Below are 14,320 nucleotides of genomic sequence, written 5' to 3' on the forward strand. Positions count from 1 at the left end.
ATGCTCAGCAGCAAAGAGTTAGTAGCCAGGATTCTGAACGAGGTAGCCCTTGTACACTTCCGTATTCAGGAACGGATGCAGGTACATGCGCGGCAGGAAAGTCCGATTTTCGAACACATACGGCTGATAGGCGAAATCAGTATTACCGGTGATCCGTGTAATCCGCAGGCCGTACATCGGCCCCTGCATTACCCCTTCGTTTTCGGCAATTTTCCAGCGTCGGATGTCCCAGAGCCGATGATCTTCGAAGGCTAGTTCGATGTCCCGCTCATTGCGAACCCGTTCGCGAAACTGCTCTTTGGTAAGATTCGTCGGAAGTTTGGGCATACCCGAACGCCCGCGAATAATATTAACGGCATCGTGAGCTGCCTGTACCGGGCCCTGGGCTTCATTGAGGGCTTCGGCATAGTTCAGATACGCTTCGGCCACCCGGAATACAATGGCGTTGGGTACGGCACTCGACGTAGCGCCCAGTGCATCAGGCATGAGTTTCTTCAGCCAGGCCCCCCCGTCGCAGTCGGCGGCATGACGCCCCCCCTGAAACGTTTCGAGCAGGGGTACATCCCGGTTGTAGCTTGAGGTGGTGTACCCAACCGTCTGGGCAAAACGAGGATCAAGCTCCGCGTATTTTTTTAGTAAATCATTGCCACCCGGCCAGGTCTGCGGGGTACCGTCTTTCTTTTCGTATTTTCGGACAAAGTTGTGGATTACCGATACCCCGCCCCAGGCATTGATAATGGACGACGGCTGAAATCCGTACCAGGGAAACTGGGTTCGGCTGCGGGCAGCATAGACTTTCTCGGCCAGGACAATCTCGGCATTGTCGTTCTGCTCCCAGGCAAACTTGTAGTTCTTGTCTACGCCCTTGTCGGTAATGAGCGAGAAGTTTCCGGCCGGGGCCATGTCAATCGCAGCTTTGGCGGCATCGGCAGCGAGTTGCCAGCGATTATTGTCCTGGTTACCGTAGCAGATCAGCTTATTATCGGCCTCGTTGCCCAGGCTCATGTACGGCGTTGCAGCGTTGAACAGGGGGCTGGCTGCGTACAGCAGCGTACGGGCCTTGAGCATCTGGGCCGCTGTTTTGGTGGCCCGGCCCCGGAGGTTCGATGGATACGAAGCGGGAAGTTTTTCCACCGCATCATTGCAGTCCTTCACGATGAAATTGACTACGTCTTCAACCGTATTCCGCTTTACCTTAAAATCGTCGGTCAACTGAAACCGCCTGTCGATGATCGGAACGCCACCGTAGCGCTTCAGCATTTCGGCGTAATTCAGCGCCCGGATGAATTTCATTTCGCCGGTTACCTGGCTCTTGTAAGCCTCATCGGCATCAGGCACATCATTCAGCCGCTCCAGAATGATGTTACAGTTTCGGATGGCCGTCCACCGGATGTAATACCGGTAATCTTCGTTGGCTACCAGCGCAGTCGAGGCCGTAATGTTACCGGCGTTCCACTGCTCAGGGTGCATGAAGGTGACCTCGCACTCGGCCTCGTCGGTAATGGGGGCATTGATGCAGAAGGTGCGGGAAGTAGGGATCAGGTTGGCATCGTTGTAAGAGAATATCGAGTGGATACCAATCCGGTACGTTCCGGTGATGAACGTTTCCAACTGCGCCCGCGATGAGAAGACGGTGTTTTCGGTTACGTCGACGCCGGGGGCTTTATCCAGAAACTGGGAGAGCGGCTTATCGCAGGATGATACGGCCATGCACAGGAAACCCCCAACTACGGCTCTGATGAATGCTTTCATGGCTGATTAAAATTTAAGCGTAAGCCCGAAATTGACCACGCGGGTGAGTGGGTACGGTTCTTCGTTCGTGACACCTCCTGTCGTACTGCCGGGCGCGGTACCCGACTGCTCGGGATCAACGCCGGGGAACACGGAACTCCAGGTAATCAGGTTATTGGCGTTGACAAACACCCGGGTTGAGCTAATGCCCAGTCGGCTAAGAACGGCCTTTGGCAGGCTGTAGCCAAGCTCGGCGTTTTTCAGCCGCACGTAACTTCCGTCACGCACCCAGAAGGTCGACATCTTGTTGTTGTGGTTCTCGTCGGCCCCCGTAGTCAGCCGTGGGAACCAGATGGGCAGCCCCTGCTCGTAGCGCTCAGCCGACCAGCTATTGATCAGATAATCCACGGCCCCGGAGTTTTCGAAAAAGCCGCGTACCTGCCGTCGGTTATAGGCCAGTGATACATTGTCAGCGCCCTGAAAGAGGACTGAAAAATCGAACCCTTTGTAGTTGCCTCCCAGCGAGATACCGAAGATTTTTTCCGGAAAGTTGGAGTAGCCGATCGGTACGGCATCGTCCTCGTTGATGATCCCGTCGCCATTGATGTCTTTGTACCGGATATCGCCGGGTTGCAGCCGGTTACTGTTCCAGGCCGACACAGGCCGATTGGCCTCATTCACTTCTTCCCAGGTGTTATACAGGCCGTCGGCCACCAGACCAAAATACTGCCCGTAGCGCTGCCCGGTACGGTACTGATACGAGAACGGCCGGGCAATTTCGTCCTGAAACAGCACCTTGTTTCGGGCGAAGGTGAAATTCCCTTTGATGAAGAAATTTACGGCGCCGATCCGGTCATTGTAGGCGATGTCGCCGTCGAAGCCCCGGTTTCTCATCCGGCCCAGGTTATAGGCGGGCAGCGTAGCCCCAACCGTAACGGGAACCGTACCGAGGTTGGCCAGAATGTTATTACGTTCTTCGCTGAACACATCAGCCGTTACGCTGATCTTACTTTTCCAGAACGCCATTTCCACGCCGAGGTTCTGCTTGACAGCCCGCTCCCAGGTTACGTTCGGGTTCCCCAGCTTCCCTTCAACCGAGCGAACGTAGCCGGTCTGCGTGCTGCCCACTTCGCCGAAAAAATAGCCGTTGGTAGCGGAAGTATAGGCCGAGGGCCGGTACAGAAACCGGTCGTTGCCGATGCGGTCGTTGCCCACCTCCCCGTACGAACCCCGAATTTTCAGGTAGGTGACCACATCGTTTTTCGGAAAGAACGGTTCTTCGGAAGGAACCCAGCCCAGTGAGAAGGCCGGGAAAAAGCCGAAGCGTTTGCCTACGTCGAAGTTTTCCGTACCGTTGTAGCCAAACGTAAACTCGGCCAGGTAGCGGCTTTTGAAGTTGTACGTAGCCCGGCCAACTACGCCCTGGTAGCCGTTGGGGACCAGAAACGCGAGGTTCGGATCGAAGTACTTGGTCTGGTTGTAGTTGACCAGCGCCGTAACGGCATGGTCGCCAAACGACCGCTTGTAGTCAAAGCCGAACTGCGCATACGTCCGCCGGTTTTTGCCGATAACCTGGTTGAATGAGAACGGCTGCTCCACATTCTGCGGAATCAGATTGACCGTACCATCCGGCAACCGAACGGCATTGTAGGTGATCAGGGGCCGCAGGTTGACAAGGGTTTCGGTATTGTTGTTCTGGTAGTTGAGAATACCCGTGGCGCTTAGCCCCGGCAACAGAAAATCCAGCAGGTAATCAACCCGCACCGACCCTTGCAGAAAATTCCGGAACTGTCGGTTATAGCCTTGCGCAAACACATCGGCCAGCGGATTACTGACCGTTCCAAGACCGGGCAGATTGACCAGTTTGTCGCCAATGAAGCCCGGCGAGGTCAGCGGGTTAGCTTTGGCGATGCCTTCAATGATGCGGACGGTCGGCCAGTTGCTGCCGCTCAGGTTTTCGGTCTGCGAGGCAACATCCAGCGATACCTTCAGTTTTGACGTAACGTCGAAATCAAAGTTTGACCGGAAATTGTAGCGTTTGTATTTGCGGTTGGCGTCAAATTCCTTGATCAGATCGGTGTTGTTAAACTGACCGCCCTGGCTGAAGAAGCCCGCCGATACGAAGTACCGGACCTTTTCAGTACCGCCGTTGAGGTTCAGGTTGTGCTGCGTTTGCAACGCCTGCGGCCTGAGCACCAGCGAGTACCAGTCGGTGTTGGGGTAGAAAATCGGATCTTCGCCGGACCGGTACTTGGCCAGATCAGCTTCCGTAAACCGGGGGGTATAAACGGCTCCGCTCACGTAGGCATCGTTCCGAATGGCTTCGTTATACAACCGGGCGTAGTCGTAGCTGTTCATGCCCTTGCGCAGGTTCGTGAAGCTGGTTACCGCGAGATTCGCCGTGTAGCTGAGCTGCGGCTTGCCCACCTTGCCCCGCTTGGTGGTGATGATGATCACCCCGTTGGCCCCCCGAATCCCGTAAATGGCCGTGGCGCTGGCGTCTTTCAGGATGGTGAGGTTTTCAATCTCGTTGGGGTCAATGTTGTTGTAGTTGCTGACCTCAATCCCATTCACCAGGATGAGCGGATCGGCCGCCCCCGAGAAGGTGCTGACGCCCCGAATCCGAAGCGTAGAAGCATCATTGCCCGGCTCCCCGCTGCCCTGTACGGCAAACAAACCCGGCATCCGGCCGACCAGCGAGTTGCTGATATTGGCCACCGGCGACTGGATCAGGTCTTTGGTCGTAACGTTCGCGATGGCCCCCGTTACGGTGGCTTTTTTCTGCGTACCGAACCCGACAACCACCACTTCGTTCAGAGATTTCGACTCCTCCGTGAGCGAGACGGTCAGCACAGGTTGGCTGCCCACCACAATCTCCTTCGGGGTGTAGCCGATGAAGCTGAACACCAGTACCGTATTTTTATCCACATTGGGCAGGTTAAAATTACCCGATGCGTCGGTTGTAGTGCCGCGGGTGGTTCCCTTGATGGTCACGTTTACCCCCGGCAGGCCTTCGCCTTTTTCGTCGGTTACTTTTCCACGTATCGGATTATCGGCTGCTTTTTCAGGCTCCCGGCTCGTTTCCGTACTGGCGGTCTGGCCCAGCATCGGCAGATGTTCGCCAAGGCTTGTCAGCGCTACCGCTGATTTTGTTTCCGACACCCCCACCGACGCCCCCCGGCGTCCGGACATCCGCCCGACGATGGCATAGGTTCCATTTTTGAGTTTCCGGAATTTTAAACCCGACGCACTCAGGACGGCCTCCAGGTTCTTTTCAATCGACTGATTGTAATTGATAAGCGCCGGAGAAACCGTGTATTGCTCAATCACCTGATCGCCAAAAACGATATCGACTTTGTAATGTTCTTTCAGGGAGTTCAGGGCCTCTTTCAGACTCACCGCCGGCGCGGGCATACTCTTTTCGGACTTGTCAACGTACTTAGCCAGATTACTGGTCTGCGCCATCACAGCAAGGTCGCTCGTACACAGGAGCGCCGATAAGCCGATCAACTGGAATTGCCTGTAAACGTATCGATTCATATGGATAAGGGCTTCAAAACTTATTGGAGCGGTTGGGGTACGGCCGGGCGGGCAATCATGACCGTGTCGCCCTGGCGGCTGGTCGAAATACCAAGCGTTTCTTCGAGGAGTTGCAGTAATTCACCGGCGTTACTGGCCGAATAGGAACCGGAGATCGTCAGGGCCAACAGTTCCTTGTCGGTTGTGCTTATTGTCAGGCCGTAGTTCTCGCGGAGGAGGTAGCCGATTTCCTGCACCGTGGTTTTGTCGAACACGTAGCGGTTGTTGCACCAGGCCGCGTGGGCTTCCGGTTCGGGCGTCGATTTGACCCGGATGCGCTGCGGGTCAATCGTAACAAGTTGACCTGGCTTCAACGTCACTTTGTTCCTGGTTACCTTACCGGTGAACAGCACGTTCACTTTCCCCTGATTCAGTACCACCTTGCCGCCCCGCTGCCGCGCAAAAACGTTGAACACCGTACCGAGCACTTCCACCTGAAACTGATGATCCGTTTTGACAATAAATCGCTGGTGGGTTTTCGTATGCGATACCGAAAACAGGGCCTCCCCTTCCAGCAACACTTCGCGGGGACCGGACGAGAAGCCAAAGCGCGGTACCCGAAGCCGGGAGTTTGCATTCAGCACCACCGTACTGCCATCGGGTAAGCTAATGTTCCGTGTCTGTCCATAAACCGTTTCGTAGGATTCGTACTGCCACTGGTTTCGCAGTAACCAGACTGAGGTCATCAGCAGCAGGGTAACCGCAGCGGCAATTGACCAGCGCAGCCAGATCGGCCGGGTTTTTACTACGGTAGCCTGGTTGCTTCCGGGGGTCGTGTTCGATCCGGCATTTTTCAGGAACTGATTATAGTTGTCAATGGCCTGTGCGACGTCGGCGGTATAGGTAGGCCGCATCGTTTCGTATTCAATCAGATACTGATAGAACAGTTCTTCATTACGCTGATCCTGCAGCCAGGATTCGATCATCTGCTTTTGCAGGGCAGACGCCTTCCCGGCCAAATAGTCGAATATGAGTTCTTTCGTGATCGTCATCCTGTCCGAAATTCGTTTAGTAGTAAGACAACCGAAGGTCCCTATTCCACTTACAGATGTCCGCGTTTATTAGCATCAAAAGCTGGTCAGCAGGAGCAGCAGCAGATACCATTTCCGTTTCAGCAGGCTTCGAATGTGTTTGTTGGCCCGGTACAACTGCACCTCAACGGTTTTGATAGACAGTTGAAGTTCGTCGGCGATCTCCTGGTATTTTTTGCCCTCAAATCGATTCAGGAGGTAGATACGTCGGCGGTCAATGGGCAGGTCATTGATGGCGTCCTGTACGTCGTGATAGAGTTCTTCGTACTGGATAAGCGAGTCGGGGGCGTCACCGGCCGATACGGCCAGGCGGCCCACTTCGTCAGCATCTTCGTCGACGGTCTGCCGGTTAAGTTGTTGTTTGAGGTAGTTAAAAGCCCGGTTTCGGACCGTACGAAGGAGATAGAACCGGTAGGATGACGTAATATCCGTGAATATATTCTGCTGATAGAACTGGTAAAAAATATCCGACACCAGGTCTTCAGCCACGCTTTTTGACCCGACGTATTTAACGGCGTGGCTGCACATGGGCTGGTAGTACCGCCGAAACAGCAGTTCTACGCCCAACCGGGGGTCTTCGTCCATCGTGCGACGGATAAACAGTTCATCGTCTTCCGGGACATTCATCCGCGTATCGGTTGACAGGCTGGAGTACCCAATCCGTAGTTGATTGTCATCAGAAGGAAACGGTCTTGTTTGCGCCGGATTCATGATAGGAGGCTACGTAAATTGGTTATGGGTAGGAAGCACCAGTGCCTTTTCAGATAAGACAGACTCAGCCGCAAAAGCACTTACAGGGGTTGCAATTTTTTACCAACTTTTTGCAGAAAACCGGGCTATTCACCCAAATTATTGGTTATTTTTAACTGACCAGAAAGGCACTGATACTATTTACTATAACATTATGAAATAACTAATTCATCGATACAATACTATGATTTAAATTAGTATGACACAATTTTTTGAACAATATTTTTATTAAGTACAATTATTTACAGTTGACAACACCCGCCTATCGGCTCAAATCTTTCCATCAACCTGCTTCACCCAAGATCAACGGGTGCTGTTTGCACACCACTATCCTGCGTCAAGAGCGCTAATTCGCTGACATGATGAATGGGCACTGAGCCGATGTCAACCTGCGCAAGCTACAGCGGGCATTTCGTATTGTGAAGAGAGCGACGTAGTGGCTGTCTGGTCGGTGCAGCTACTGGAGAAGGACATTTGATTTAGGGCATGAAAGTATTACCTGATTCATCCAAAATCAGGCAATTGTGTTCGTTCCGAACAAGGGGAAGGGGTACGAGGCTATTTGTTGCCGACCCGGCTTTCTGAATCTGATCGCTATTTCAATCGGTCGCTGATGGCCGACGACGCATCACGCAGGGCGATGATTAGCTCCCGTTTCCGTTCTGTCGAACACCGGATTTCGGGCAGAAAGATGCTCAGACTGGCTACTACCTGCTCGCCTTTCCGGATCGGCACGGCAAACCCCACAATATGGGAGGGCGAATGGGTAATGACCAGTTCGTTCTTCCGGATTTCGGCGAGCGCCTGCTCCAGTCTCTCAACGGTTTCGGCACCGGGCCAGATACTGGCCGACGGTAAGCCCACTACCTGAACGAAACTGGCCCGTTCTTTCTCCGGCATAAATGCCAGCAGAATGCGCCCGCTGGCTGTCTCATACACATTCCGTTCGCTGCGGCTACGTACCTGTAAGTCCTGATCACTATTGACAAGGTGAATAATGTACCGCTTGTAATTGCGAATCACGCCCAGAATCGACGTCTCGTTCAGTCGGCGGGTTAGTTCTTCCATTACCTCGGCCGCAGCCAGCACCAGCGTCGGTCCGTTCGACGAGTTGTTGGTCAGGTTATACGCCATTGAACCGAGCCGGTAACCTTTCTTACGACCCAGGTGTTCCAGGTAGTTGATTTCGACCAGTGTTTTTAGAATGTTGGCGCACGTAGCCTGGTGAAGCTGCATGGCCTCAGCAATCTCGGTCAGCGAATGCGCTTTGGTTGGGTCGCGTGCTACGAATTCGAGTATGTTGAACGCTTTAACAATAACTAGGACCATGATGGCAGCAAGTTATATAGAACGCAGATTGGTGTGATTGGTATGGTTAATTATGATCGGCTATCTTAACAAATCATACCAATCATGACAATCTGCGTTCTATATGATTTAAGGTTTAGTACACAATTAGCGCCCCATCCAGCCACCGTCGACGGTCAGGATCGTACCGTGAACGTAGTCGGCTGCGGATGACGCCAGGAAAATTGTTGCCCCTTTGAAATCGTCGGGTGTCCCCCACCGACCAGCCGGAATTCTCGACAGAATCGCCTGACTCCGAACGGGGTCGTTCCGCAGGGCTTCCGTGTTATCGGTGTCAATATAGCCCGGTGCGATGGCGTTTACGTTCACGCCCGACCCTGCCCATTCGTTGGCAAACGCTTTCACCAGACTACCCACCGCACCTTTACTGGCCGCATAGCCCGGCACGTTAATCCCACCTTGGAACGTCAGCAGCGAAGCTGTAAAGATAACCTTACCGGCCCCACGAGTCAGCATGTCCCGCCCGATCTCACGGGTAAGGATAAACGGCGCCGACAGGTTAGTCTCCAGCACGGTATCCCAGTAATCGTCGGGATGCTCGGCGGCCGGTTTGCGCAGGATGGTGCCGGCATTATTGACGAGGATATCGATAACGGGTACATCCTGTCGAACCTGCCCGATGAAGGACATCAGCGTTTGTCGGTTGCTCAGATCACACTGATAAGCCCGGAACTGCCGCCCGAGCGCCGTCACTTCCTGCTCAACCTGACTGCCCGAGCGCTCGAGCGATGCGGACACCCCGATAATATCGGCCCCGGCTTCCGCCAGTGCCAGCGCCATTGCTTTGCCTATTCCTCGTTTGCATCCTGTGACTAAAGCCACCTTTCCCGAAAGTGAAAATAACGTATTAATCGACATAGTATATCATTGTGATAATTAGCGCAATACTAATCTTTTATTAGTGAATAACTATACCAGTAGCTTAATTATTTATCCCGATTTGCACTTTAACCACATCAACTGCCTTCTGAAAACAAGTGATTAATGCAATCTATTATTTTTCTAAGTCAATCCGTATTGGAAAAATTTTATCATCAAAAAAAATTATACAAAATAGTTTGCTTTACAGATACCCTCATTATAGTATTGTATCGATTGATATTTAATTTTACAATAATATAGTAAACCCTATATGAACCAACTTCTCACTAAAACACAAAGAGCATGGCTAGTAGCCGTATGCTGGCTCGTAGCATCAGCATGCCTCTTTGCACAATCGGGCCCAGTCGTAACCGGCAAGGTTACGGACGATGCCGGCCAGGCATTACCCGGCGTTACGGTGGTCGAGAAAGGCACCAATTCGGGTACAACAACGGATAACAGTGGCGCTTTTTCGCTGCGCGTCAGATCCGGCAGAGCCACGTTAGTTTTCTCATTTGTCGGTTATCTGTCGAAAGAAATTACGGTTGAGAACCAGTCATCGCTCACGGTTAGCCTTTCTCCCGATACCAAACAGCTCGGCGAGGTTGTGGTAGTCGGGTATGGTACGCAGGAGAAGAAAGACCTGACCGGGGCTATTGCCTCCGTTGGGTCGAAGGATATTCAGAAACTGCCTGTTTCGGGCGTTGATCAGGCCCTGCAGGGACAGGTCGCGGGTTTGCAGATTTCGCAAAGCAACGGCGCGCCCGGGGCGAATACCAACATCCTGATTCGTGGAATTGGCTCTATCTCGGGCGGTAATGAACCCTTGTTTGTCATCGACGGCTACCCCGTAACGAACTCGGGGATTGGTAACCCACTCAATACGATAAACCCGAACGACATCGAAAGCATCGACGTCCTGAAAGATGCTTCATCGACGGCTATTTACGGTTCGCGGGGGTCGAACGGGGTGATTATGATCACGACCAAGCGGGGCAAAGCCGGTAAAACCCGAATTGAAGTCGACGCTTACACGGGTTTTCAGCAGGTAGCCAGAAAGCTGGATCTACTCGATACGCCGGATTTTGTCCAGTTTATAAAAGATGGTCGGAACAACGGCTACATCGACAACAACCCGAATGGCAAGATCACCGATCCGAATAACCTCCGGCCTAACTCCTACCAGATTCCGTCGATCATTCAGGGTGATATTTCCCAATTGCCGAATACCGACTGGCAGGACGCCATTTTCCGGACGGCCCCAATTCAGAACTATCAGATTTCGGCCTCGGGCGGTAACGAGAACATCCGGTATTCCATATCGGGTGGGTACTTCAATCAAAAGGGGATTGTCATTAGCTCGGGTCTGGAGCGGTACTCCTTCCGGATGAATCTGGACGGAAAGATATCTAACCGGATTAACGTTGGGGTGACTATGCTTCCCAGCTTTACGAAGCAGGACGACGTAGCGGCCATTGGCCACTCGGGCGGGGCGGTGGTACAGGCGGCTCTGTCGTTACCGCCTTACTTCCCGGTTTACAATCCGGATGGTTCGTATTTCGTGACGTACCGCCCTACCGAAGGCGACATTTCCTATCCGAACCCCGTTCAGTTAGCCAACGAGTTGAAGATTGACGGAACGCAGTTGCGCTTCTTCGGCAATGCCTACGCCGAAGTTTCGATTCTCGACGGGTTGACGTTCAGAACAACCATTGGTACCGATCTGAACTACGCCAAAAACCGTCGGTTTCAGCCGAACACGATTGACCCGATTAATATCCTGACGAACGCGACAGGGACAAACACCGAAGCGACGAACTGGCTGAATGAGAACACGTTCAGCTATAAAAAACGCTTCGGTGATCACTCAGTCGATGCGGTAGCCGGCTTTACCGCCCAGAAAGCCTACTCAAACGTACTGCAGGCCCAGGCGACCCGCTTCCCGGACAATCTGATTGAAAGCGTGAATGGCGGCACGATCAACGCTGGTTACGAAAACGTGACGATTCAGACGCTGCTGTCGTACCTCGCCCGTGTCAACTATTCGTTTAAAGATAAATACCTCGTAACGGCTACGGTTCGCCGGGATGGTTCGTCGCGTTTTGGGTCCGACAACCGCTGGGGTACGTTCCCCTCGGCTTCGGTGGGCTGGCGCGTGTCGGAGGAGAATTTCATGAAAGGCGTATCGGTCGTATCAGACCTGAAACTTCGCGCCAGCTATGGCCTGACCGGGAACAACGCCATCGGCGACTACCGGGCTATCGGTCTGCTGCAGGATGCCAACTACATCATTAGCAACACACTTACCCCCGGTCTGGGCCGCTCAACGTTCACCAACTCGCTGCTGGGCTGGGAATCGATGAAGCAGTTGGACCTCGGGCTTGATTTCAGTATGCTCAACAACCGGATTTATGTTACCGCCGACTACTACGACAAGCGCAACACCGACATGCTGTTCACGATCCAGACGCCGGCGGCAACGGGCTTAACCAGTGCGGTCGTGAATTTGGGCGAGGTGCAGAACCGGGGCTTCGAGTTTGCCCTCACCAGCCGCAATACGGTTAAAGAATTCAAATGGACGACCAGCGCCAACATCACGTTCAACCAAAATAAGGTACTGGCGATGAGCGCCGATGCTGAGCGGATTTTCAGCACGGCTCTGGGACGGACGGCCTACGCCGTCACCCAGGCAGGTGATCCCATCGGCAGTTTCTTTGGTCGGCGGGTCATCGGCGTATTCCAGACCGACGAAGAGGCTACGGCGTATGGCAAGCAGCCGTTTGCCAAAGCGGGCGACTTCAAATGGGAAGACATCAACAACGACGGCCGGATTGATGACAACGACCGTACCGTTATTGGCAGCCCACACCCCAAATTCTTCTTTGGTTTCAATAACAACTTCTCCTACAAAGGTTTTACGCTCGACATCCTGACGAATGGCATTGTTGGGCAAAAAATCTATAATGCTACGTTCTCAATCAACAACTCGGGGGTTCAGAATCAGCTTCAGGAGGTGTTCGACAACCGCTGGGTATCACCTTCGCAGCCGGGCAACGGCCGCTACGGCCGGGCAATTCGAGGTGGGCGCAACAACAACCCCCTCTTCAGCGACGCCTATCTGTTCGACGGCTCGTTCCTGCGCATCCGCAACGTAACGCTGGCGTATAACCTGCCTTCGTCGTTGATCAATCGCCTGGGAGTAGGGTCGGCACGGGTGTACGCTACCGGTACTAACCTGTTTACATTTACAGGCTACAATGGCTATGACCCGGAAGTGAGTGCTTCTAACGACGACCTGCGGGCTGCTGGTCTTGATTTCGGTACGTATCCACAAGCGCGCACCATTACGTTTGGCATCAACTTAGGCTTTTAATCCTTAGCCCCTGAAAGCAATGAAAATCCGTTATATCCCTCTGGTCCTGCTTACCATCTTCACGACTGCGTGTGAAGACTCCTTTCTGGAGCAGGTACCCGTTACCGAACGCAGCGAGGTAAATTTTTACAAAACGGCCGCCGATTTCAACAACGCTGTCGTGGGTGTTTATGCCACCCTGAAACATCCCGGCCTATATGGTACGGGCAGTGGAGCTTTGTTTGCCATGTCGGAAATTATCTCCGATAACACAGATCTGGGTGTAACACGAACGGCTATCTCATCCCCCCTTTTTGAGATTGACGATTACCTGATAACCATCACTAATTCGACTGTCAATACAGCCTGGACAGGTCATTATCAGGGCATTGCCCGTACCAACGCTATCCTGGACCGACTACCGCAAGTGGATATTCCACAGGCCAGCAAAGACCGCATCGAAGGCGAAGCCCGGTTTATGCGGGCTATGTTCTACTTTAACCTGGTTCGGCTCTTTGGCGATGTGCAGTTGGTTACTTCTGAAATCGGTTCGCCGTACGGAGCCAATACACTGACCCGCAGCCCGGCCGCTCAGGTAAACGAACTGATCGTCAATGACCTGAAGGTTGCGGAAGAGAAACTACCGACGTCTATTGCTAACGCGGAGGCTGGTCGGGCATCCCGCTGGGCGGCAAAAACGCTGCTCGGGAAAGTTTATCTGACTTTAAAACAGTACGACAACGCAGCCGCCAAGCTGAAGGAAGTAATCGACTCTAAGGCGCATGACCTGATGCCGAGCTACGCAGCCGTGTTTAGCCCCACAACATCGTTTGCCGCCAACCGGGAAGTGATTTTCGCGGTACAGTATGTATCCGGTCTGATCGGTCAGCCAACGTACTCGGGGCAGGCTGGTCAGGGTTCGGATATGTGGTCGAACTGGGCACCGTTCAACGCGGGCTCAGCCCTGCTCGGCACCGGTGGCGGTGGTGGTGGCGGCTTCAACCGACCAACGGCTGACCTGGTGAAAGCCTACGAAGCGGGGGATCTGCGCAAGGATGCCTCGCTGCTGACGAGCTACAAAAACGCACAAGGCCGCGACGTGAACGATGCGTACGTAGTTAAGTTCCGCCAGCAGGGCGCACTGAACGCCGACTCCGACGTGGATTTCCCGATTCTGCGCTACGCTGATGTGCTGCTGATGTACGCCGAAGCGCTCAACGAACAGGGAAAAACAACCGAAGCCCTTCCTTTCCTGAACCAGATTCGGAAGCGGGCCGGGCTGGCCGACAAAACCGGCTTGAGTCAGGCCGATATGCGACTGGCACTGGAGCAGGAGCGTCGCGTTGAACTGGCGTTTGAAAACCACCGCTGGTTCGACCTCGTCCGCACCGACCGCTACCTACCCGTTCTGACGAGCAAGGGCCTTAAGGTACAAGCCTTTCACCGCTTCTTCCCCATCCCCCAACGTGAGATTGATTTGAACAGAACCCTGACGCAGAACCAGGGCTATTAGATTGTTTTTTCTTCGTAGCGGGGCGCGACGGGCGGCCGATGCCGTTCCCCGCCGTGACCCGTACCGTTAGTGTTAAAGCCCGCCGGGCCACCGGTTCAGTGAGATTCCTGGCGGCCTTTTTTCAAACTCTTTATG

The 14,320-nt window shown here is 53.6% G+C and carries 8 protein-coding genes; 2 read left to right on the forward strand and 6 right to left on the reverse strand.

Annotation, left to right across the window (positions count from 1 at the left end):
* Positions 1–18 precede the first annotated feature (18 nt).
* The 6 genes from BN8_RS11410 to BN8_RS11440 all read right to left on the reverse strand — a co-directional run bounded on the left by BN8_RS11410 (position 19) and on the right by BN8_RS11440 (position 9,317).
* Positions 19–1,752, reverse strand: coding sequence for a RagB/SusD family nutrient uptake outer membrane protein (locus BN8_RS11410; RefSeq protein WP_144051648.1), 1,734 nt, complete (start codon positions 1,750–1,752; stop codon positions 19–21).
* Between the two features lie 6 nt (positions 1,753–1,758).
* A complete protein-coding gene (locus tag BN8_RS11415; protein WP_009282024.1) occupies positions 1,759–5,271 on the reverse strand; it encodes a SusC/RagA family TonB-linked outer membrane protein in 3,513 nt (1,170 codons plus the stop codon).
* A 20-nt stretch (positions 5,272–5,291) separates the two neighbouring features.
* Positions 5,292–6,302: a FecR family protein gene (locus tag BN8_RS11420; RefSeq protein WP_009282025.1), complete on the reverse strand. Its 1,011-nt coding sequence runs from the start codon at positions 6,300–6,302 to the stop codon at positions 5,292–5,294.
* A gap of 75 nt (positions 6,303–6,377) precedes the next feature.
* Positions 6,378–7,052, reverse strand: coding sequence for an RNA polymerase sigma-70 factor (locus BN8_RS11425; RefSeq protein ID WP_009282026.1), 675 nt, complete (start codon positions 7,050–7,052; stop codon positions 6,378–6,380).
* Positions 7,053–7,685: 633 nt separating this feature from the next.
* Positions 7,686–8,420, reverse strand: coding sequence for an IclR family transcriptional regulator (locus BN8_RS11435; RefSeq protein WP_009282028.1), 735 nt, complete (start codon positions 8,418–8,420; stop codon positions 7,686–7,688).
* 126 nt (positions 8,421–8,546) lie between these two features.
* The gene (locus tag BN8_RS11440; RefSeq protein ID WP_040005745.1) at positions 8,547–9,317 is read right to left on the reverse strand and encodes an SDR family oxidoreductase; all 771 of its coding nucleotides are present in this window, start codon (positions 9,315–9,317) and stop codon (positions 8,547–8,549) included.
* A 274-nt stretch (positions 9,318–9,591) separates the two neighbouring features.
* Between BN8_RS11440 and BN8_RS11445 the strand changes: the two genes are divergently transcribed.
* Complete coding sequence (locus tag BN8_RS11445) at positions 9,592–12,693, forward strand: SusC/RagA family TonB-linked outer membrane protein (RefSeq protein WP_009282030.1); 3,102 nt, start codon at positions 9,592–9,594, stop codon at positions 12,691–12,693.
* Between the two features lie 19 nt (positions 12,694–12,712).
* On the forward strand, positions 12,713–14,185 hold the full coding sequence (locus tag BN8_RS11450; protein ID WP_009282031.1) for a RagB/SusD family nutrient uptake outer membrane protein: 1,473 nt from the start codon (positions 12,713–12,715) through the stop codon (positions 14,183–14,185).
* The last annotated feature ends 135 nt before the right edge of the window (positions 14,186–14,320 follow it).

The organism is Fibrisoma limi BUZ 3 (assembly GCF_000296815.2).
Taxonomy (GTDB): domain Bacteria; phylum Bacteroidota; class Bacteroidia; order Cytophagales; family Spirosomataceae; genus Fibrisoma; species Fibrisoma limi.

Coding starts and splice junctions, on each gene's coding strand:
- BN8_RS11410 (WP_144051648.1), bottom strand. CDS start 1,752: ATGAAAGCATTCATCAGAGCCGTAGTTGGGGGTTTCCTGTGCATGGCC.
- BN8_RS11445 (WP_009282030.1), top strand. CDS start 9,592: ATGAACCAACTTCTCACTAAAACACAAAGAGCATGGCTAGTAGCCGTA.
- BN8_RS11440 (WP_040005745.1), bottom strand. CDS start 9,317: ATGTCGATTAATACGTTATTTTCACTTTCGGGAAAGGTGGCTTTAGTC.
- BN8_RS11450 (WP_009282031.1), top strand. CDS start 12,713: ATGAAAATCCGTTATATCCCTCTGGTCCTGCTTACCATCTTCACGACT.
- BN8_RS11435 (WP_009282028.1), bottom strand. CDS start 8,420: ATGGTCCTAGTTATTGTTAAAGCGTTCAACATACTCGAATTCGTAGCA.
- BN8_RS11425 (WP_009282026.1), bottom strand. CDS start 7,052: ATGAATCCGGCGCAAACAAGACCGTTTCCTTCTGATGACAATCAACTA.
- BN8_RS11415 (WP_009282024.1), bottom strand. CDS start 5,271: ATGAATCGATACGTTTACAGGCAATTCCAGTTGATCGGCTTATCGGCG.
- BN8_RS11420 (WP_009282025.1), bottom strand. CDS start 6,302: ATGACGATCACGAAAGAACTCATATTCGACTATTTGGCCGGGAAGGCG.